Raw genomic sequence first — 20,171 nt, forward strand, 5'->3', positions numbered from 1 at the left:
AGTTTCTGGACATGGGAAGCAAATGAAACTCACGCGCACAGCGGCAACATTTGCGCCGCCTGTGATGGAAGCATCACGATGGTTGCAGGGTGTATCATTCACGGTTGATCGGCCGTTGATCAATGTCAGTCAGGCTGCACCAGTTGACCCGCCTCCGCTTGCTCTGCGTCAGGCAATGGCCGAATTCGCGTTGCGTGATAACAGCGCTCATCTTTACGGACCGGTTTTAGGTAATGACGACTTGCGTGCTGAGCTGGCCTCTCAGATCAGCGTCCACTATGCCTCGGATATCTCAAAAAATCAGGTCGCAATCACTTCGGGATGCAATCAGGCCTTTTCCGCTGTGATTTCGGCAATTTCGAACCAAGGGGATGAGGTTATCCTTCCAACGCCTTGGTATTTCAACCACAAAATGTGGCTTGATATGGCTGGCGTCGGGACTGTCACTCTGGCTACAGGCGACAGTCTTTTGCCGAATCCGGACAAGGCAAGGGAACTAATTACTGAAAAAACCCGAGCCATTGTTTTGGTTACCCCGAATAATCCCGGTGGCGTGGAATACCCAGCTGATCTGGTGATGGATTTCTTTGAACTGGCGCGGTCGGCTGGTATTCACTTGCTTGTTGATGAAACGTATCGCGATTTCGACAGTCGCTCCGTCCCGCCTCATGATTTGTTCCAGCAACCAAGCTGGGACAATACTCTGGTACATTTGTATTCGTTTTCAAAGGCCTATAGGTTAACTGGTCATCGTGTCGGAGCGGTTGCCTCGGCCCCTGCTCTGTTGTCTGAGATAGAGAAGTTTTTGGACACGATCGCCATCTGTCCAAGTCAAATCGGTCAGTTCGCTGCACTTTGGGGGATGCAAAACCTGCCCCGATGGGTCTCTGAAGAGAGAAACGAAATACTGGACCGACGAGCTTTGATCTTGCAACAGATGCCCCGTTTGTCTGCGAAAGGATGGCGCCTTTTAGGTTTGGGCGCCTATTTTGCATATCTCGAACACCCTTTCGATCTGAGTTCCGACATTCTGGCCAAACGACTTGTTGTCGAGGCTGCTGTTCTGCTGCTGCCCGGTACAATGTTCATGCCCGTCGACGATCCAGACGGGAAAAGACAGTTGCGGATCGCTTTTGCCAATCTCGACAAGGAAGGCATATCCAGACTTTTTGATCGTTTAGAGGCGTTATCCTTCTAAGCTTGCTCCTCGGCGGCGTGCGTCGTATTCAGGGCCGCAACCGACCCGAGCAAGTACTGCCAACACAAAACACGAGGGCACCATGGCCGCAGGCATGAAAAATCTGTCAAAAACTTTTGTTTGGATCCTCATGGGCCTTTTGATGTTGGGACTTGCAGGCTTTGGGGCGACCAGCTTGACCGGCACCGTTCGAACTGTGGCTCAAGTCGGGGACGAAAGTGTTTCAGTCGACGAATATGTCCGCGAATTGCAGCGTGAAATCCGCGCGGTAGAAGCGCAAACCGGTCAACCGCTGCAGATTTCACAGGCCCACCAACTTGGACTGGATCAGCAGGCTTTGTCCCGTCTTGTTGCGCTCGCTGCTTTGGACAATGAGGTTGCGCAACTGGGCATTTCAATTGGTGACGAAAATCTGCAACAAGAAATCGTTCAAATTCAAGCGTTTCAAGGTGTCGACGGGACCTTCGACCGAGAAGCTTATCGATTTCAACTGGAGCAAGTAGGGTTGACCGACACTGAATTCGAGAATGACCTACGTAAAGAGTCCGCGCGTACCATTGTTCAGGGTGCTGTGATGGGCGGGGTGGATATGCCGCGTACTATGACCGAGGCATTGTCGAACTATGTACTTGCTCGCCGAAGCTTTACAGTCGCAACTCTTTCGTCCGACACTTTAGAAACGCCTGTGCCAGAACCAACGGATGCACAGATAAAATCATATTATGATGAAAACACTGACCGCTTTACCCTGCCCCACACAAAGAAGTTGACCTACGCAATCCTGTCGCCGGAAATGCTGTTGGACTCAGTAGAAGTTGACGCGGACTCGGTAAAACGCCTGTACGATCAAAGATCCGACCAATTCAAACAACCTGAACGCCGGTTGGTCGAACGTCTGATTTTTTCGGACGAAACTTCTGCAACAGAAGCTCTAGCGCAGCTTGAGGTCGGTGGGGCAAGCTTTGAACAACTGGTCCGCGACCGGGAACTGGAACTGAGCGATGTCGACTTGGGAGATGTGACCCGTGATGATTTGGGTGAGGCGGCCGAAGGCGTCTTTGCTGCAGAAATCGATGATGTAGTTGGCCCATTGCCGTCTGAACTGGGACCAGCGTTATTCCGTATCAACGGATCATTGGCAGAAAACATCGTCACATTTGCAGAGGCCGAAGCTGAGTTGCGCGAGGAACTTGCCGCTGACAGAGCTCGTCGCCAAATCGAAGCTCAAGCCGAAGATATTAACGACCTACTGGCAGGCGGCGCGACCCTGGAAGAGCTGACCAACGAAACCGAAATGGAACTCGGCGAAATCGACTGGACTCAGCAAAGCGATCAGGGAATAGCTGCGTATGACGGGTTCCGTTCTGTTGCAGAAGCCGTGCAAGAGGGGGATTTTCCCGAAGTAGCGTTTTTGGAAGACGGCTCGATTTTTGCCCTGCGCTTGAACGAAGTTCTTCCACCCCGACCTGAACCACTGGACAGCGCCCGCTCGCGAGTAGCCGGAGCTTGGGTGCAGGATGAGATCGCCAAAGAGCTGCAATCCCAGGCGGGTTCAGTTATTACAGCGCTCGCAACAGATGGTGATTTTACGAACACCGGCTTGCCGTTCCGGGTTGAGAACGCCCTGACACGTACCGCCTTTTTGGATGATGTTCCTGCTGATTTCATGACGCAAGTATTTGAAATGGAGCCTGGAGAACTGCGTGTCATTCCAGGCGCTGGGACTGCTTTGATTGTACGTCTTGATGACGTTTTGCCCCCCGCGGAGACGGATGAGCAGCGGCAGATGCAAGATGCTCTATCAGCGCAAATGAACCAGGCCTTGGCGCAAAATATCTTTGACATCTATGTGCGCGATGCTCAGACACGTGCGCGCCCAGTCGTGGACCAGCAAGCGCTGAACGCCGTTCAGGCAAGCTATTAACCGGGGCTGACTATGGATCTGACACCCGACTTCGACAGTTTCGCGCGCGCCTATGAAGCGGGCGAAAATCAAGTGGTATACACACGTCTTGCTGCTGACCTAGACACTCCTGTGTCGTTGATGCTCAAACTGGCGGGCGCGCAAAAGGACGCGTTCATGCTGGAATCTGTGACTGGCGGAGAGGTGCGCGGACGATATTCGATCATCGGTATGAAACCTGACTTGATCTGGCGATGCCAGGGGGAAACCGCCTCCATTAACCGATCCGCACGCTTCGACGCCGAGGCGTTTTCGGAGCAGGCCGGGAATCCCATGGATAATCTGCGCGATCTGCTGGCCGAATCTCGCATTACCTTACCGTCTGACCTTCCTCAGGCGGCGGCAGGCCTGTTCGGTTATCTGGGGTACGATATGGTCCGGTTAGTTGAATATCTGCCGGACGTTAATCCTGATCCGCTAGGGCTGCCCGATGCCATCATGCTGCGACCGTCAGTGGTAGCGGTTCTTGATGGCGTAAAAGGTGAAGTTACGGTTGTGTCGCCCGCTTGGGTGAGTGACGGACAATCTGCCAAGGCGGCTTTCGCACAGGCGGCCGAGCGGGTAATGGACGCGGTCCGCGATTTGGAACGCGCAATGCCCTCTGAAACCCGAGATTTGGGTGAAGCCCGCGAGATCGCGCCCCCAATTTCGAACTTTACCAAATCAGGGTACATGGAAGCGGTTGAAAAGGCTAAAGAATACATTCGGGCTGGAGACATTTTTCAGGTCGTACCAGCGCAACGCTGGACGCAAGAGTTCCCGCAACCCCCATTTGCCTTATATCGCTCGCTTAGGCGAACAAATCCTTCGCCCTTTATGTTCTATTTTAACTTTGGCGGCTTTCAGGTGATCGGCGCCAGCCCAGAGATTCTGGTGCGTGTATTTGGCAACGAAGTGACAATTCGACCGATCGCAGGCACTCGCCCCCGCGGTGCAACCCCGGAAGAAGATAAAGCCAATGAAATTGACCTGTTGGCTGACAAAAAGGAACTTGCAGAACATCTTATGCTTTTGGATCTTGGTCGAAACGACACGGGCCGTGTAGCCAAGATTGGAACTGTTCGCCCGACCGAAGAATTTATTATCGAACGCTACAGCCACGTAATGCATATTGTTTCCAATGTCGTTGGTGAACTTGCGGATGACAAAGATGCGCTGGACGCGTTCTTTGCCGGAATGCCGGCCGGCACTGTTTCGGGGGCACCCAAAGTACGTGCTATGGAAATCATTGACGAACTTGAGCCAGAGAAACGAGGCGTCTACGGCGGCGGTGTCGGCTATTTCAGTGCGGGCGGCGACATGGATATGTGCATCGCACTACGGACAGCCATAGTGAAGGATAGTAAGTTATATATTCAGGCTGGTGGGGGTGTCGTGTATGACAGCGACCCGGAAGCGGAATATATGGAGACCGTGCACAAATCAAATGCAATCCGTCATGCTGCGGCTGAAGCGGCGCGTTTCAGCGGGAACGGCAACAGATAAGATTGATTGACCTAATCTTTAATATTCGGCCGAACCCGAGTTTCGCTGAACTTCACTCATCATAACGGCAGATATCGGCGCCATGGCAACCCGATTGCCGCGATCCTCGAGTCCCCAAAGCAACAGGGCTGAAATCGTCTCGGGGCGCAATCGACCCAACATAACAACAGCACCTTGCTGACTGGCGCGAAATGCAGCCTGATCCAGAAAACGGCGTATAACCTGAGCATCCTGACTGGCACCATCAAAGTCTCTGAAAACGACGCTGGACGGCACACCGTTTCGCGCAGCTAATTTCTGAACTGTGTTCAGCCCGCTATCCTGTGTGACCAACCCGCGACCGGTATCACCGGCGATAGCAGCAACCTGATCTGCCAATTTTCGGTTACCTTGAATTCCCGTTCCAACACCTTCCAATAAACCGACAGTTTCTGGCAGCGTCTCTAACCAAACCGCCAAAGACACCTCTGCGTCCTGCGCGCTAGCTGCAGTGTGCATATCGATAAGAGCCAATACTTCGAACCCAGCCTCACGGTGACGCGCCATTTTTTCCGCCGCCTTTGGGTCGGATGGATTAACTGCCAAGCTAAGCGGATATGGGAAATCCTTAAGTGCTTCGGCCCCAAATGCGCCTTCGTCATCGATCAAGATAATCGACATCAAAGGTTTGGCCTCTGGGTTTTCAAAGGCCACCGCGTATTCTTCTATTGGTTTTCCTGGTGCAAGAGTTTGAACTTCGGCCTGCTCCTCAGTCGCTTGGTCACGTTCTGTCAAAGGCACAATCCGCTTGCCCACCCGCGTGCCAGACGGTTGCTCTGGTGAAATCTGCGGCAAGGAAATGATTCGTGGTTGATTGCGAGGCAGAGTGTCCTCTTCACCCTCAACCGCGATCGGGTTTTCATCGACCGCTATATCCTCCTCGACTTTAGGTGTTTGCGCTTCGGGCTGAGGAGTGTCTTCAGGTTGCACGGCGGCAACCTGTTCACCGCTGGCTTCTGGCTCTTTAGACAAAGGCGCCTGAACTGATTGTTCTTCTGGTTCTTCGATTACCGGGATTTGCGCTTCAGGCGTCAATTGAGCCGAGGAAGTTGTTAGGTCTGGCTCTGTTGCAACTTCGGGCTTTTGTTCCGGGGGCAGCAAGTTTTCTGCAGCAATTTCAAGATCGGTATCTAGCTCAGGTGAAGTTGGAGTCGGAGCTGGTCTCGGCATCGATGCCGGAGTATCAGAGTCGACTGTCACAGGCTGCGCCGCAGGCGCATCAGGCGCTTGAGGACTCGAAGGGGATGACCCAGTTGTCGGTCGAGTATCAGGCTGCAACTCTATACCCGAAAGGCCGGCAAGTGTATCTGATTGCGTTTCTGGGTCATCTGGAGTTTTAGGTGCCAGCTCAACCAAATCGGCGTCTTTTCCCTGAATCTGCAAATCCGCGTTTTCTGAGGGGGTTGGTGCCTCAGAAGCTTTTGGCGCCACGATTGACACCTCGGGTTTTGTTGTAAGCGGCGTATATAGTGACGCCACAGTCGCCAAGGCTAAAACCGAGACAGCCCCGGCGAACATCCCACCGTAAAATCCCCGCATAGCTAACATGCCTCTCGCCTTGTTTATTGCCTCAATCGCTCGGGCACCGTCTGTAGCGGTGCTCACTTGCACAACCGGTCCGGAACGGATGTCCCCTTGACGCTGGCGCACAAGCCTGAGCATGTATATTCCAACATTATACCTTGGCTTGGGCCTGCATCGCCAGCCCCAATTGCCTCATTCAAAGATAAGTGCCGGAATGCTGCTGCTGATCGACAACTATGACTCGTTTACTTACAATCTTGTCCACTATTTGGGTGAATTGGGCGCCGAAATGGTCATTCGCCGCAATGATGCCTTGGATGTTCAAGAAGCAATGGCGATGAACCCGGCCGGTATCCTGCTAAGCCCGGGACCATGCGACCCCGATCAAGCCGGTATATGTCTGGCGCTGACCGAGGCGGCGGCAGAAACCAAAACACCATTGATGGGAGTGTGCTTAGGTCACCAGGCGATTGGTCAGACATTTGGCGGTAAGGTCGTACGTTGCCATGAGATCGTGCATGGCAAGATGGGCAAGATTAACCACTCCGGTAAAGGATTGTTTGCAGGCCTTCCAACTCCGTTCGAAGCAACGCGCTACCATTCGCTAGTTGTAGATCGAGGCTCACTACCGGACTGTCTGGAAATAACGGCAGAGCTCGAGGATGGAACGATCATGGGACTACAGCACAAGGATTTACCCATTCATGGTTTGCAGTTTCATCCCGAGTCCATTGCGTCCGAGCACGGTCATGCTCTGCTGAAGAATTTTTTGAATGAGATGAAAGTCCCGGCATGAGCGACGTCCTGAAACCGTTGATCGGCGCCGCAGCGGATAGGCCACTGACGCGGTCAGAAGCAGAGCAAGCCTTTCAAATACTGTTCGAAGGTGCTGCAACGCCCAGCCAAATCGGTGGACTTTTAATGGCCATGCGCACGCGTGGCGAAACCGTTGACGAATATGCGGCCGCCGCTGCCGTTATGCGAGCCAAGTGCCATGCCGTGTCAGCACCTGTCGGAGCGATGGATATTGTCGGTACGGGCGGAGATGGAAAAGGAACTCTTAATATATCGACGGCGACAGCGTTTGTTGTCGCCGGGGCTGGAGTCACCGTTGCAAAACATGGCAATCGAAACTTAAGCTCAAAATCCGGGGCTGCAGATGCTCTGAGCCAGCTGGGAATCAACGTTATGGTTGGACCAGAAACCGTTGAAAAGGCTTTGAAAGATGTGGGAATAGGTTTCATGATGGCGCCTATGCACCATCCCGCAATCGCTCATGTGATGCCGACACGGCAGGAACTTGGGACCCGGACGATTTTCAATATTCTCGGCCCCCTGACCAATCCCGCTGGTGTGAAACGCCAGTTAACAGGCGCTTTCAGCCGTGACCTGATACGACCTATGGCCAAAACCCTTGGCCTGCTCGGCACCGAACACGCTTGGTTGGTTCACGGATCAGATGGAACAGACGAATTGACCATCACCGGGGTAAGCTGGATTGCCTCGGTCGAGGATGGAACTGTCAAGGAAGCAGAAATTCATCCCGAAGACGCCGGACTGCCCGTACATCCATTTGAGGACATTCTCGGTGGAACACCCGAAGAAAACGCTGTTGCATTCCGCGCACTTCTCGATGGAAGACCATCTGCCTATCGCGACGCGGTGTTACTGAACGCGGCAGCAGCATTGGTTGTGGCCGACGCTGCATCGGAGTTACGCGAAGGCGTTGCAATGGCCGCCGAAAGCATCGACAGCGGCAAAGCGAAAGACAAGATAGCCGCGTTGGCTCGTATCACACAGGAAGCTGCATGACCGAAACAGTTCTGGACAAAATCAAGGCTTACAAGCTGGAAGAGATCGCAGCAGACAAAGCGCGAAAATCATTGGATGAGCTTGAATCCGAAGCGGAAAGCGCGTCTGAGCCTCGCGGTTTCGCCGACGCGCTTTCGGCAGCGACCCGTCGCGGTTATGGCTTGATTGCGGAGGTCAAAAAAGCCAGCCCTTCCAAAGGCTTGATCCGAGAAGACTTTAATCCACCCGCTCTGGCCCAGGCATATGAAAAAGGAGGTGCTGCCTGTTTGTCAGTTTTGACCGACACGCCCAGCTTTCAAGGTGCCAAGAACTTTCTAACCGCTGCACGCAAGGCTTGTTCTTTGCCCGCGCTTCGCAAGGATTTCATGTATGACCCCTATCAGGTGATCGAAGCTCGTGCGCTTGAGGCCGATTGTATTCTGATTATCATGGCGTCTGTCAGTGACTCTCAGGCGTCTGAGTTGGAACACACTGCGTTTGATTGGGGTATGGATGTTCTGATTGAAGTGCATGACGAGTCAGAGCTACACCGCGCAACCAACCTAAAAAGCCCTTTGATCGGAATAAACAATCGAAACCTAAAGACTTTCGAAACAAGTCTGGACACGACGCGCAGGTTGTCAAAATTGGTTCCGGCCGACCGAACAATTGTCTGTGAAAGTGGCCTGAGCACACCAGCTGATCTTGCAGAAATTGCGCGCTATGGCGCGAGGTGCTTCTTGATTGGCGAAAGTCTGATGCGTCAGGATGACGTCGAATCGGCAACACGCACTCTGCTAGCTAACCCTCTTGTTCCAGGGGTGATGTGATGGCGCTTACTCATTTCGACGCCAAGGGTCAGGCACATATGGTTGATGTGACCGAAAAGCAAATAACTGACCGAGTTGCTGTCGCAGCTGGTTACATCAGAATGGCCCCAGAAACATTTGATTTAATTTGCGAAGGCCGGGCAAAAAAGGGTGATGTTCTGGGCGTAGCTCGTCTTGCCGGGATTATGGGGGCCAAGAAAACGCCCGATCTAATCCCGTTGTGTCATCCGCTGCCAATAACTCGGGTTGCAGTTGAATTGACGCTGGATCCGTCTTTACCAGGCGTTCAGGTCGAAGCAACGGTTAAAACTACCGGCCAGACCGGTGTCGAGATGGAAGCATTAACCGCAGTCACAACCGCAGCCTTAACCGTGTACGACATGGCAAAGGCCGTTGACAAAGCCATGGAGATAGGCGGCATTCGCGTGCTTTTGAAAGACGGCGGAAAATCAGGACGTTACGAGGCGGAATGATAACAGTCAACGAGGCCCGCGCGCTGTTGTTTGAATTGGTTGACCGGCTACCGGAAGAAACGGTGCCACTGTCAGAGGCCGCCGGTAGAGTGTTGGCTCAAGACGTTCGTGCAACTCGCGATCAGCCTCCATTTGCTGCCTCATCCATGGATGGTTATGCCGTCAAATCGGTCGAAGTGGAACTGCATGCCATTTTCAAAGTCGTTGGCGAAGCCGCTGCAGGGCGACGGTATTCAGGTTCGGTTGGCGCGGGTCAAGCTGTGCGAATTTTTACTGGTGCGCCCATGCCTGACGGCGCGGATTTCGTAATCATTCAAGAAGACACAACACGGAGCGGCGACCTGATCACCATCACTGATGGTCCGGGTGCAAAAACTAATGTTCGTCCTGCCGGCGTGGATTTTAAAGCCGGAACGCCGATCAGGGCACCTCGTGAAATTCGTGCGGAGGACGTCGCACTAATGGCCGCGATGAACATTGCCTTGGTGCCAGTGACCCGCAAACCCGTTGTGGCACTAATTTCTACCGGAGACGAATTGGTCATGCCCGGAGAAACGCCTGGCCCTGATCAGATCATCGCGTCAAATACATTTGGCCTCAAGGCGTTACTGGAAAAAGTTGGGGCGCATGTTAGAGTGTTGCCAATCGCTCAAGACACAAAGTCTTCTTTGGAGACAGCGTTTTCTTTGGCTCAAGGTGCTGATCTGGTCGTCACTGTAGGCGGTGCCTCGGTCGGAGATTACGATCTGGTCGCAGATGTATCGCAGGACCTCGGGATGGAGCGATCATTTTACAAAATTCGTATGCGCCCGGGAAAACCATTGATGGCAGGCAGGATCAACGGTGCAGCCATGGTTGGCCTACCGGGAAATCCCGTCAGTGCGATGGTTTGCGGGTACTTATTTCTTGTGCCCATGATACGACGCATGCTGGGTGTTGAAGATGTTCTGGAACCATTCCGAACCGCACTGCTTACAGAGCCAGTCGGCCAAAACGGTCCGCGCGAACATTATATGCGTGCCATTGTGGACAAAACCGGCATCAAGGCGTGCGCCGATCAGGACAGTTCGTTGTTGAGTGTTTTGGCTGAAGCAAATGCTCTTTTGGTCCGCGCGCCTCATGATCCTGCCCGCTCAAAAGGGGAAGAAGTTTCCTATCTACCGATTTAGGGATTTCTCAAAAATATTGACACAAAACGTGAACATGCGTAGAACAAAAGAAAACGCATGAGCGACGAGGTGTGAGCGATGCTGACCAAGAAGCAGTTGGATTTGCTGGAATTCATCCATAAACGCGTACAGGCGGATGGTGTTCCACCCAGTTTCGACGAAATGAAAGCCGCATTGGACCTCAGGTCCAAATCCGGCATTCATCGCCTGATCACAGCGTTGGAAGAGCGCGGATTTATCCGGCGGCTTGCGCACCGGGCACGCGCGATCGAGATTGTTAAGCTGCCGGAAAGCCTGGGGGGTGAGCCCACGGTCGGGTTCAAACCGCGTGTTATTGATGGCGACAGGCCTTCTGGTATGCGTCCAGCCAATTTTGAACCAATAACTGTGGAAGCAATGGAATTGCCCGTCATGGGCCGCATTGCGGCAGGTGTTCCAATCGAAGCAATCAGCCACGTATCGCACCGTGTAGCCGTCCCCGGATCAATGGTTTCCGGTAATGGGGAACACTATGCATTGGAGGTTCGTGGAGACTCTATGATCGATGCGGGCATCAACGATGGCGATGTTGTGGTGATCCGAGAAACATCAGCAGCCGACAACGGCGACATAGTTGTCGCTTTGGTGGACGATCAAGAAGCGACGTTGAAACGTTTCTTCAGACGTGGCCAAGCCATCGCGCTTGAAGCAGCCAATCCAGCTTACGAAACACGTGTGCTACCCGAGGATAAAGTCAAAGTGCAGGGCCGTCTTGTGGGGTTAATCCGTAGCTATTGACCTGAATGCCCTAAAGACCAAAAGCGTCTTCCCGACGATTGCATGCTGGTAGTTAGGCGCCCATTGCTTAGGGCCAAGCTTTCCGTAACCTTTAGTTTTTCGGGATCGTAAAGCCGACAGTCACCACTCAATTGCAAATCGACAGGTGATACGACAATTTGGTTGGACCGACATTCGTTGAAGTCTTTAGCTGCCCGCTTGCCTGTTAAGTGAACTATTTCCAAGCCTTCAACCTGGTGTCTTTGAACAAGCCCCGGTTCGCCAGGCCATCGTTTTGCCGCAAGTTTCTGATCGGCCCCATCTCCGTCGTTTTCCAACCATACCGACGCAACAAAACCGTTGCCCTTGCTTTTACTCAATGCGCGTCCGTTCTCTGTCATGACACCAATCAAGCCACCATTGCCCGCAACCAAAACATCTGGGCGGGTCCCCTGCCCCCAGAGCGTCATCACCGCCATGGCCGGAACCAGCCCTGCCCAACGGGCGCGACCTTGCCAAAGGATGACCCACAACAGGCTTAATGAAAGTGCCGGTAGGACAAAGTCCGGAGGGCTCACTACATAGCCCTGAGCCCCGTGCAAGCCCGACACCCATTCGGACACCCCAAGAATCCACTTCAAACCGATCCCCATAACAGTCAACGCCACCCATTCCAGCCCAACCGGAGCCAAAAAGGCCGAAAGTACTGCTGCCGGCACAACAATCGCCCCCATAACTGGGACTGATAACAGGTTCGCCAACAAACCAAAGTGCGACATGGTGTTGAAATGAGCAGCTCCAATTGGAGCAGTCGCAAAGCCAGCAATGGCCGAAGACAAAATCAGGCCAATGAACTGTTTTAACCATTTCGGGCCGGACACCAGAACTTGGTTTCGCAAAGCACCAAAAACCGCCACCAAAGCTGTGGTGGCTGCGAATGACATCTGAAAACCCGGACCGAGAAGGCTTTCCGGACGCATCGCCAGCACAATCAAGGCTGCGACAGCCACAGCGCGCAAAGATATTGCCCTGCGGTCAAGCAGCAATGCCCCAAGCATGACTAATACCATAACAAACGCCCGTTCGGTGGCTATGTTGCCCCCTGACAGTAGAAAATAGATCGTTGCCGATACCATCGCGCATACAGCGGCCAGTTTCTTTACTGGCAAACGAAGCGCCGCCGACGGCACAGCAGAAAACCCAACCCGGCATGCAAGGAATACAAAGCCTGTCAGTAGCCCCATGTGCAGTCCCGATATGGCAAGAAGGTGGGCCAAGTTGGACGCTCGAAGACTCAGGAGCGTATCACTCCGCAGCCCGCTGCGGTCTCCAGTCGTGACAGCCGCGGCAAATCCACCGACCTCACCGGGGAGAAGGTTCTGCACATGGTTTGATATGGATATTCGCCAATATGTAACGGGAACACCACCATTGGCCGCGCTCGCGGGGGCGATGGTCAAAACAGGAACACGGGTGTAACCAACAGCACCAAGGCGTTGAAACCAAGCGTGGCGACGAAAGTCAAAACCGCCAGGTTCGACGGGTCCTTGTGGTGCAGATAGATGACCGGTCGTCATTATCCTTTGACCGGGTAACAAGTTAGTGGCTGGCCCATGCATAGAAATTCGAACACGCCTTGGCCTTTCGTCGACTGGCACACCTTCCATTCGAACTTGATCCAAGGTTACTCTCAAAGCGTCAGACGCCGAACGGTCGAGAGATACGACTCGACCTTCAATCGGGCCATAGTAACGCCACTTCAAAACCGGCTCTGATACCAAATGGGCTCGTCCACCGGCCAACAAAAATCCAAATGCAATCAGCGCCACTCCAATCGCGACGGGTGACCAAGCTGTAGGCAATTTCCAACTGCAAAACGCCCCGAGAAAAATCGCTGATACTAGCTGAGCATAGACGTGCACATCAGGCTCGAACCGGAGGGAAAAGTACAGCCCAATACCCGTGGCAACGCATATTGGCGACCAGACAATCAAGTGCCCGCGCTGGCGCAGCATTGCGGCCTCGACCAGTGCAAGAACACGCATGGTTGCCCCCGTCCTTCGTGCTCGTTAGACAGGCGCAAACTCTACGCTAATTGCGGTTACCAAAAGGTTAATCACCCCATGTCCGATCAGGTCGTCACCCGTTTTGCCCCCTCTCCCACCGGCTTTCTACACATCGGCGGAGCACGCACCGCGTTGTTCAACTGGTTGTATGCACGTGGCCGAGGCGGTAAATTCCTGCTGCGGATTGAAGACACCGACCGCGAACGCTCAACTCCACAAGCAACCGCGGCTATCTTACAAGGTATGGAATGGCTTGGACTCGATCACGACGGAGATGTCATAAGTCAGTTCGAAGGTGCGGATCGCCACGCCGAAGTGGCCAATCAACTGCTGGCACAAGGTAAGGCTTACAAGTGTTTCTCTGCCCAGGAAGAAATCTCAGCATTTCGCGAACAGGCACGGGCTGAAGGTAAATCTACACTCTTTCGCAGCCCTTGGCGGGACGCAGACCCTTCCACCTACCCTGACGCGCCGTTTGCGATCCGCATAAAGGCACCACAAGAAGGCACAACGGTAATTCAAGACCAGGTTCAGGGCGATGTATCCATCCGAAACGATCAGCTGGATGACATGATCCTTCTGCGCTCTGACGGGACACCGGTTTATATGCTGGCGGTCGTTGTAGACGACCATGACATGGGCGTTACCCATGTAATCCGCGGCGATGACCATTTGAACAATGCCGCAAGGCAAATGATGATTTATGAAGCGATGGGCTGGCCGGTTCCGGTCTGGGCGCACATACCACTTATTCACGGTCCAGATGGTAAGAAGCTTAGTAAAAGGCACGGCGCATTAGGTGCGCAGGAATATCAGGCGATGGGGTATCCGGCCGCCGGAATGCGCAACTATCTCACGCGGTTAGGTTGGAGCCACGGCGATGATGAGTTTTTCACTGACGAACAAGCACTTGAATGGTTCGATCTGGACGGAATCGGCAAAGGCCCTGCTCGGTTCGACCTGAAAAAGCTTGAAAATCTTTGCGGTCAGCATATTGCCGTTTCGGATGATGCTGCGTTGCGGCAAGAATTGGAGGTTTATCTTGCCGCCGCGGGGCTTACGCCTCTTACTCAGACACAATCGAGTGATCTGGAACGGGCAATGTATTGCCTTAAAGACCGCGCACGCACTTTTCCTGAACTTATTGAAAAGGCGCATTTTGTTTTGACCGGGCGACCGATTGTTCCCGATGAAAAAGCGGCAAAGGCATTAGTGAATGTATCCGATGGTATACTGGAAGAATTGACGCCGCAGTTGCAAAATGTTAGCTGGAGCCGGAACACACTGGAGGAAGCCCTCAACGCGTTCGCCGAAGCGAAGGGGGTAAAGTTCGGCAAGCTGGCGGGTCCCATGCGGGCTGCGCTAGCTGGGAGGACTGTTACACCTTCGGTTTTTGACATGATGCTCGTGCTTGGGAAGGAAGAAACCTTGGCACGGCTTTCTGACGCAGCAAATTAAACCTGATCTTCACAATCGGGTAACGCTGCCTCGTTAACACCCGGACTGCGTGACCAAGCGCAGCCGTTGCCCGCAAGTTCGGACAGCGATCCGATCCGCGCATGAATGAGGAAGGGACATTATGACCGATAGCAAAAACACCGCCACACTGACTGTCCATGGCAAAGAATACGAGCTTCCGGTCCACTCGCCCACAGCAGGACCAGATGTTGTCGACATCCGCAAACTATATGGTCAGGCGGGGGTGTTTACTTACGACCCGGGCTTTACCTCTACAGCAAGCTGTGACAGCACAATTACCTATATCGACGGAGAAAAAGGTGAGCTGTTGCATCGTGGGTACCCGATTGACCAGCTAGCTGAAAAATCACATTTCCTCGAAGTCTGCTATCTCCTTCTTTATGGGGAACTGCCAGCAGCAAAGGATCTGGAACAGTTCGAAACCACCATTACGCGCCATACAATGCTGCACGAACAGATGCAGTATTTTTACCGCGGTTTCCGCCGGGATGCGCACCCTATGGCTATTATGGTTGGTGTGGTCGGCGCCATGTCGGCTTTTTACCACGACTCGACTGATATCTCGGATCCGCGACAGCGTGAGGTCGCCTCGCATCGGTTGATCGCCAAGATGCCGACGATTGCTGCTTGGGCGTACAAATACCACACCGGGCAACCTTTCGTGTATCCGAGGAACGATCTGGACTATGCTTCAAACTTCCTGCGCATGTGCTTCAGCGTGCCGGCCGAGGAATACGAGGTTAACCCAATCCTCAGCCGCGCAATGGACCGAATATTCACGTTGCACGCAGACCACGAACAAAATGCGTCGACTTCGACTGTCCGCCTTGCATCCTCGTCCGGCGCGAACCCGTTCGCATGTATCGCTGCGGGCATCGCATGCCTGTGGGGTCCGGCCCACGGCGGCGCGAACCAAGCTTGCTTGGAAATGCTGGAAGAAATCGGCAGTGTTGACCGCATCCCCGAATACATCGCCCGCGCTAAGGATAAGAACGATCCATTCCGCCTGATGGGCTTTGGCCACCGCGTTTACAAGAACTTTGATCCGCGTGCCAAAGTTATGAAGCAATCCGCCGACGAGGTTCTTGACCTGCTGGGTGTCGAAAATAATCCAAAGCTGCAGGTCGCCAAGGAACTTGAAAAAGAAGCTCTTCAGGACCCGTATTTTGCCGAAAAGAAACTGTTCCCGAATGTGGATTTCTATTCAGGCATCATCCTAGAGGCGATGGGTTTCCCCACATCGATGTTCACGCCAATCTTTGCGCTGTCTCGCACAGTTGGCTGGGTCAGCCAGTGGAAAGAAATGATTGCGGACCCTCAGAACAAGATCGGACGCCCGCGTCAGCTGTATCTTGGCGAGACGCTGCGTGATTATGTGGATATTGAAAACCGCTGATTGGCCCAACCGATTAGGCACCAAAAAGACCTCGATTTTCTCGAGGTCTTTTTTCTTTTCAACGCCTTGTGTTACCAAATTGCAGTCTGAGACTTGAATTTTTGCGATCGGCCAAATCAGCCGCTTTGCCGAACGATGCATCCTGCACATGGTAACGGCCTTAGCCAAGTCCCGTGTTGCAATGAAATATCAAACATTGATATTTGCCGTGATGGGCGCATTGGGGTTAACCCGTATCGCGGGTGCTCAGGAAATTATTGAGAGCGCATTTAAGGAGTTTCCGCGGGAAAATACTGCTGGCTCCTTAGCTATTTTACGAATTGCCGGCATTCTGGACAACTCTGCCAACGCAATTTCACTTCAGTCCAACACGGATAACCGTGACTATGATTTTGAGTCTGCCCATATTGGGGGCGGTTTTCGTTTGAGTTTGGGCGTAACAATTTTTTTTGAGGGTTATATCTGCTGCGCAAAGCATGATCCGAAACTGTTTCTTTTCAGTTACGGGAGAAACAACGACATTACCTCTTAAATGGACGAGCGCAGCTGCGAAGAGCGGCACAGGTTACAAATTTGATCTGAGCGAACGCTGGCGGTTCGTGGCAATGGCACATATCACAATCGGGCGAACGCAATCGGATGCAACTATTGTGACTTAGGTCGTCGCAGACAGGTTGGGGATAGAGGGTGATTTCCTCGAAATCGGTGGACTATGGGCTGGCGGCGCAGGCGGATCTTTTACGATCGACTATGACCGACCACTTTCAAATGAACGCGAATTCGAGGCCAGCTTTCGCTATACCGATATTGAATAATGGCCAATCGGCGATGACGAAGATCTATTAGTGCAATCAACTGCATCTAACGCCGTGTTCTGGGCTCGTCATCGTTTTCCAACGGGCGTGCTCATGTTTGATTGCCTTGTGCGTTTGGTGGGCGATTTTTCTTATTTCTACCTGATCGGCAACCAATCCATAGTGTTGGGAACAAACTGGCTGGCGCGTGTCGGCGGCGGGATCGAAGTTGACCTGTCGGACAGATGGGTTCCGTGGGTTTCTACCACCCGCTTAATGGTGAGCTATTACGAAAGTGACACAGTGAACGGGTTCGCTGCCGGAATTGGTATAATCTTCTAAATCGGTCCCTTAAAACAGAGCCATCTGGTCACCCGGTTGCGGTGGAACCGAAAACAGATCACATCTTAGCGGTGAAGATTTAACGTTTAGCCCCAACCTTTTGCAAGTCATAGAAAATCTTTTGGAAATGACCTCGGCATACTCGCCTTCACCTTTCATGCGATGGCCCCAACGCGGATCATAGTCTTTGCCGCCATGCATTTCCCGCAGCCGAGCCATAACTTTGCAAGCGCTGCCCGGCACGTGCTCTTGCAACCATTGTTGCCATAGCTCGGAAACTTCCCGAGGAAGGCGCAACATAATCCAGCTGGCCGCATCCGCGCCCGCATCCCGCCCCGCTTCAAGCAATTTTTCCAGTTCGTGATCTGTCAGTCCTGGAATGACCGGTGATGTCATAACACGCACCGGAATACCAGCTCGCGATAGTCGCTCGATCATTTTCAACCGCCTTTGCGGAGATGGAGCGCGCGGCTCCATTTGCCGAGACAGATCTGAATCCAACGTTGTCAATGATATTCCCACGCGAACCAACCCGCTTTGCGCCATTGGCGCGATTATATCAAGGTCCCGTTCGACAAGAGTTCCTTTTGTCACAATTCCGATCGGGTGTCGAAATTCGTTTAGAACTTCCAAACACCTTCTTGTTATTTCTCGAGATTTCTCGATCGGTTGATACGGATCAGTGTTGGTGCCCAAGGCAATCGTGGATACTTTGTAGCTGCGCCGGGAAAGCTCTTTCCTCAGAATGCTGGCAGCGTTTGGTCGAGCAATCAGGCGGGTCTCAAAGTCCAACCCGGGCGAAAGGCCCAAATAAGCGTGTGAAGGCCGTGCAAAGCAATAAACACAACCGTGTTCGCAACCTCGGTAGGGATTGATTGACCGATCGAAAGGAAGATCAGGTGATCTGTTGTAAGTGATCAGGCTTCGAGCGGTTTCGTCACGAACCTCGGTCCGCAATGATGGCAAGTCTTCCTCGATGCTGAAATCTTCACGCACTGCAGTCGTAGTATAGCGCTCGAAACGCCCCGCTTGGTTCGAGGCAGCCCCACGCCCATTGGTTTTTGCGAAGGCTGTCATATGTTCTTCCTTTGTTCTTTTTGATAGACGATTCTGACATGCCACGCAAGTATCTGGTCGGAACGGGTTCGAGCAAAAAAGAACGTCGTTCCAACCGCATGTCATTCCGGAAGAAATTGAAATCTATGCACGAAAACCATGCACAAAATTCCACTGCATTGGTTCACAATTTACCGTATAGGTCGGTCTCAGATCGACCTAGGTCGCAATCGTCACAGTACAGATGCGGCGAAATGGCCAAAACAGTAAAAATTGCCACTTTGGGCCTCCGGTCCGCTCAGCTCAGGGAATTGCCCCATGTCCGATGAAGATGACATCGTTCTGTCCGAACTCAATGACGACGAGCTTGTCGAACAGATGTTCGACGATCTCTACGATGGCCTGAAGGAAGAAATCGAAGAAGGCGTTAACATTCTGCTCGAGCGTGGATGGGTGCCATACGACATCCTCACCAAGGCTCTGGTTGGCGGAATGACCATTGTAGGACACGACTTCCGTGACGGCATCCTGTTTGTGCCCGAGGTTTTGCTGGCCGCAAACGCTATGAAGGGCGGAATGGCGATCCTTAAGCCGTTACTCGCGGAAACAGGCGCGCCCCGTGTGGGGAAAATGGTTATCGGAACGGTCAAAGGCGATATCCACGACATCGGAAAGAATCTGGTGTCAATGATGATGGAAGGCGCAGGATTCGAAGTGGTCGATCTGGGTATCAACAACCCTGTTGAAAACTATCTTGAAGCCCTGGAAACGGAAAAACCAGACATCCTTGGAATGTCCGCCCTGCTGACGACGACGATGCCTTACATGAAGGTTGTCATAGACACTATGGTGGAACAGGGCCTGCGCGACGATTATATCGTGCTGGTCGGCGGCGCTCCGCTGAACGAAGAGTTCGGCAAGGCTATTGGAGCGGATGCTTACTGCCGCGATGCAGCCGTAGCCGTAGAAACCGCCAAAGAGTTTGTGTCGCGCAGGCATAACCAATTGGCCGGTTAACCGAGTTCGATCGCGAAGTGCGCCCGGAATTCGAGCACTACCCGACGAACGAAATACGCCGAAACCGGATGTGCCTGGTTTCGGCTTATGTAATTTGAAGCTGTAGCAATTGTCGGATTAGACCATGCAAAATCACTGCCCGCCCGATGACGTAAGCCTGACAATACAAGGCTATACCGACAACGGGCGGCCCGGCGGAATATTGCTGCTGGCATGCGGTGCCCTTGCACGGGAGATTCTTGATCTAAAAAAGCGCAACGGTTGGGACCACATGTCACTGACCTGCCTTCCCGCGATTTTACACATTCATCCAGAAAAAATCACACAGGCCGTTGAGGACGCGGTGAGCAAACACCGCGACAGCTACGACCAGATTTTTGTGGTTTACGCAGATTGCGGAACAGGTGGTCTATTGCAACAGGCCTGTGATCGTTTAGGGGTCGAGATGGTAAAAGGCCCGCATTGTTATTCCTTTTTCGAGGGAAATGACACCTTTTCCAAGCATCAGGAAGATGAAGCAACCGCCTTTTATTTAACAGATTTCCTCGCTCGCCAATTCGACGCGTTTGTATGGAAACCATTAGGATTGGACCGCCACCCAGAACTTCGCGACATGTATTTTGGGAACTATACTAAGTTAGTTTTTCAGGCCCAAACCGAAGATCCTGACCTTACCCGGCGTGCGATGGAATGTGCCGACAAAATGGGCTTGGCGTTCGAGCGTCGGATGACTGGTTACGGTGACCTGGAAACCACACTTTCTGATTGGGCAAAACGCTCTGTGCCGAAGTAG

At 52.9% G+C, this 20,171-nt stretch carries 18 protein-coding genes; 15 read left to right on the top strand and 3 right to left on the bottom strand.

From position 1 onward, the window contains the following. The first annotated feature begins 22 nt into the window (after positions 1-22). From AC2FNE_RS08630 to trpE, 3 genes are all read left to right on the top strand, one after another. Positions 23-1,198 (top strand): aminotransferase, encoded by a 1,176-nt coding sequence (locus tag AC2FNE_RS08630; protein ID WP_170607832.1) that lies wholly within the window; start codon positions 23-25, stop codon positions 1,196-1,198. Between the two features lie 82 nt (positions 1,199-1,280). Continuing rightward, entirely contained in the window at positions 1,281-3,122 is a 1,842-nt protein-coding gene (locus AC2FNE_RS08635; protein WP_170607830.1) for a peptidyl-prolyl cis-trans isomerase, read from the top strand. 12 nt (positions 3,123-3,134) lie between these two features. After that, positions 3,135-4,646, top strand: a complete 1,512-nt coding sequence (gene trpE / locus AC2FNE_RS08640; protein ID WP_170607828.1) for an anthranilate synthase component I — start codon at positions 3,135-3,137, stop codon at positions 4,644-4,646. A gap of 18 nt (positions 4,647-4,664) precedes the next feature. On the opposite strand, the gene AC2FNE_RS08645 is transcribed toward trpE, so the two are convergent. After that, entirely contained in the window at positions 4,665-6,290 is a 1,626-nt protein-coding gene (locus AC2FNE_RS08645; RefSeq protein WP_496805178.1) for a divergent polysaccharide deacetylase family protein, read from the bottom strand. Between the two features lie 133 nt (positions 6,291-6,423). Between AC2FNE_RS08645 and AC2FNE_RS08650 the strand changes: the two genes are divergently transcribed. From AC2FNE_RS08650 to lexA, 6 genes are all read left to right on the top strand, one after another. Then, a complete protein-coding gene (locus AC2FNE_RS08650) occupies positions 6,424-7,005 on the top strand; it encodes an anthranilate synthase component II (RefSeq protein WP_496805179.1) in 582 nt (193 codons plus the stop codon). Further along, the gene (gene trpD / locus AC2FNE_RS08655; protein WP_496805180.1) at positions 7,002-8,021 is read left to right on the top strand and encodes an anthranilate phosphoribosyltransferase; all 1,020 of its coding nucleotides are present in this window, start codon (positions 7,002-7,004) and stop codon (positions 8,019-8,021) included. The genes AC2FNE_RS08650 and trpD overlap by 4 nt, the downstream gene beginning before the upstream one ends. After that, positions 8,018-8,830: an indole-3-glycerol phosphate synthase TrpC gene (gene trpC / locus AC2FNE_RS08660; protein WP_496805181.1), complete on the top strand. Its 813-nt coding sequence runs from the start codon at positions 8,018-8,020 to the stop codon at positions 8,828-8,830. The genes trpD and trpC overlap by 4 nt, the downstream gene beginning before the upstream one ends. Continuing rightward, positions 8,830-9,303: a cyclic pyranopterin monophosphate synthase MoaC gene (gene moaC / locus AC2FNE_RS08665; protein ID WP_170607820.1), complete on the top strand. Its 474-nt coding sequence runs from the start codon at positions 8,830-8,832 to the stop codon at positions 9,301-9,303. The genes trpC and moaC overlap by 1 nt, the downstream gene beginning before the upstream one ends. Further along, positions 9,300-10,472, top strand: a complete 1,173-nt coding sequence (locus tag AC2FNE_RS08670; RefSeq protein WP_170607818.1) for a molybdopterin molybdotransferase MoeA — start codon at positions 9,300-9,302, stop codon at positions 10,470-10,472. Before moaC ends, AC2FNE_RS08670 begins: the two co-directional genes overlap by 4 nt. A 78-nt stretch (positions 10,473-10,550) precedes the next feature. Then, on the top strand, positions 10,551-11,249 hold the full coding sequence (lexA, locus tag AC2FNE_RS08675; protein ID WP_496805182.1) for a transcriptional repressor LexA: 699 nt from the start codon (positions 10,551-10,553) through the stop codon (positions 11,247-11,249). Here lexA and AC2FNE_RS08680 read toward each other — a convergent pair. Beyond that, a complete protein-coding gene (locus tag AC2FNE_RS08680) occupies positions 11,243-13,273 on the bottom strand; it encodes a ComEC/Rec2 family competence protein (RefSeq protein WP_496805183.1) in 2,031 nt (676 codons plus the stop codon). The two genes, lexA and AC2FNE_RS08680, sit on opposite strands and share 7 nt — an antisense overlap. Positions 13,274-13,351: 78 nt before the next feature. On the opposite strand from AC2FNE_RS08680, the gene gltX reads away from it, so the two are divergent. From gltX to AC2FNE_RS08700, 4 genes are all read left to right on the top strand, one after another. Continuing rightward, positions 13,352-14,752 carry a glutamate--tRNA ligase gene (gene gltX, locus AC2FNE_RS08685; RefSeq protein WP_496805184.1) on the top strand — a complete coding sequence of 467 codons (1,401 nt, stop codon included), beginning with the start codon at positions 13,352-13,354 and terminating at the stop codon, positions 14,750-14,752. A 121-nt stretch (positions 14,753-14,873) separates the two neighbouring features. Next, positions 14,874-16,169, top strand: a complete 1,296-nt coding sequence (gene gltA / locus AC2FNE_RS08690) for a citrate synthase (protein ID WP_170477646.1) — start codon at positions 14,874-14,876, stop codon at positions 16,167-16,169. Positions 16,170-16,350: 181 nt separating this feature from the next. After that, positions 16,351-16,701, top strand: coding sequence for a hypothetical protein (locus tag AC2FNE_RS08695; protein ID WP_254442615.1), 351 nt, complete (start codon positions 16,351-16,353; stop codon positions 16,699-16,701). A gap of 376 nt (positions 16,702-17,077) precedes the next feature. Next, positions 17,078-17,305: a hypothetical protein gene (locus AC2FNE_RS08700; RefSeq protein ID WP_254442614.1), complete on the top strand. Its 228-nt coding sequence runs from the start codon at positions 17,078-17,080 to the stop codon at positions 17,303-17,305. Between the two features lie 9 nt (positions 17,306-17,314). Here AC2FNE_RS08700 and AC2FNE_RS08705 read toward each other — a convergent pair whose 3' ends face one another. Further along, on the bottom strand, positions 17,315-18,382 hold the full coding sequence (locus AC2FNE_RS08705) for a PA0069 family radical SAM protein (protein WP_496805185.1): 1,068 nt from the start codon (positions 18,380-18,382) through the stop codon (positions 17,315-17,317). A 297-nt stretch (positions 18,383-18,679) separates the two neighbouring features. Here AC2FNE_RS08705 and AC2FNE_RS08710 point away from each other — a divergent pair, with 297 nt between their 5' ends. Beyond that, the gene (locus tag AC2FNE_RS08710) at positions 18,680-19,378 is read left to right on the top strand and encodes a corrinoid protein (RefSeq protein WP_170477652.1); all 699 of its coding nucleotides are present in this window, start codon (positions 18,680-18,682) and stop codon (positions 19,376-19,378) included. Between the two features lie 124 nt (positions 19,379-19,502). Then, entirely contained in the window at positions 19,503-20,171 is a 669-nt protein-coding gene (locus tag AC2FNE_RS08715) for a DUF1638 domain-containing protein (RefSeq protein WP_170607812.1), read from the top strand.

The organism is Ruegeria sp. YKSD179 (assembly GCF_059612885.1).